1 pseudogene is annotated in these 620 nt (G+C 67.7%); it reads left to right on the forward strand.

The annotated features are described in order from the left end of the window. Nucleotides 1–17: 17 nt before the first annotated feature. Nucleotides 18–620: pseudogene (locus B5G03_RS16925) on the forward strand (hypothetical protein); the annotation flags it as partial.

Here is a 620-nt window from a genome sequence, read left to right on the forward strand (position 1 = left end):
GATTGCGGGGTGATCTGATGCAGCAGGTAAGCGATGCCTACCGGCAGGAGATGACAAAGCCGGTGCTGGGCGCGGCAAAGCTGGCCGTGACCCTGAGCGTTGTGGACGAGGACGCAGCCCCCGGCGCGTCGGACAAAAGCGAGGGTCAGGCCTACTGGTCCAGCGTGGAAAGCGCCCTGACCCAGGACGGAGCGCAAAAGCGCAGCTACGCCACCTTCGAGCCGGGGCGCTGGAAGGCGGACGGGGCCCTTCGCATTGCGGACGAGCCCGGCGGCGCGCTGCTGACCGAGGGCTATGTGAGCGAGGCCATGAGCGGGGCGGACGGCCGTTTTGCGGCCCCGCCGGTGCTGGCACTGGAGTTTGAAACGCCGGTGAGCGTTCCGGCACTGAGCTTCCGGTTCGACCAGGTGGCGGAGGAATGGTGCACCGCGCTGACCGTGACCGCCTGGAGGGGCGGTGAGCAGCTGATGCAGCGGCAGGTGCTGCCCAAGGCGGTGGAGCACCAGGAGCCGGTGCAGATCGACCGGTTCGACCGGCTGGAGATCCGCTTTGAAGAAACCAGCCAGCCTTTGCGCCGGGCGCGGCTGAGCCGGCTGATGTTCGGCATGGAGCTGGTGTTT

This window comes from Gemmiger sp. An50, assembly GCF_002161595.1.
In the GTDB taxonomy this organism is placed as follows: Bacteria; Bacillota; Clostridia; order Oscillospirales; family Ruminococcaceae; genus Allofournierella.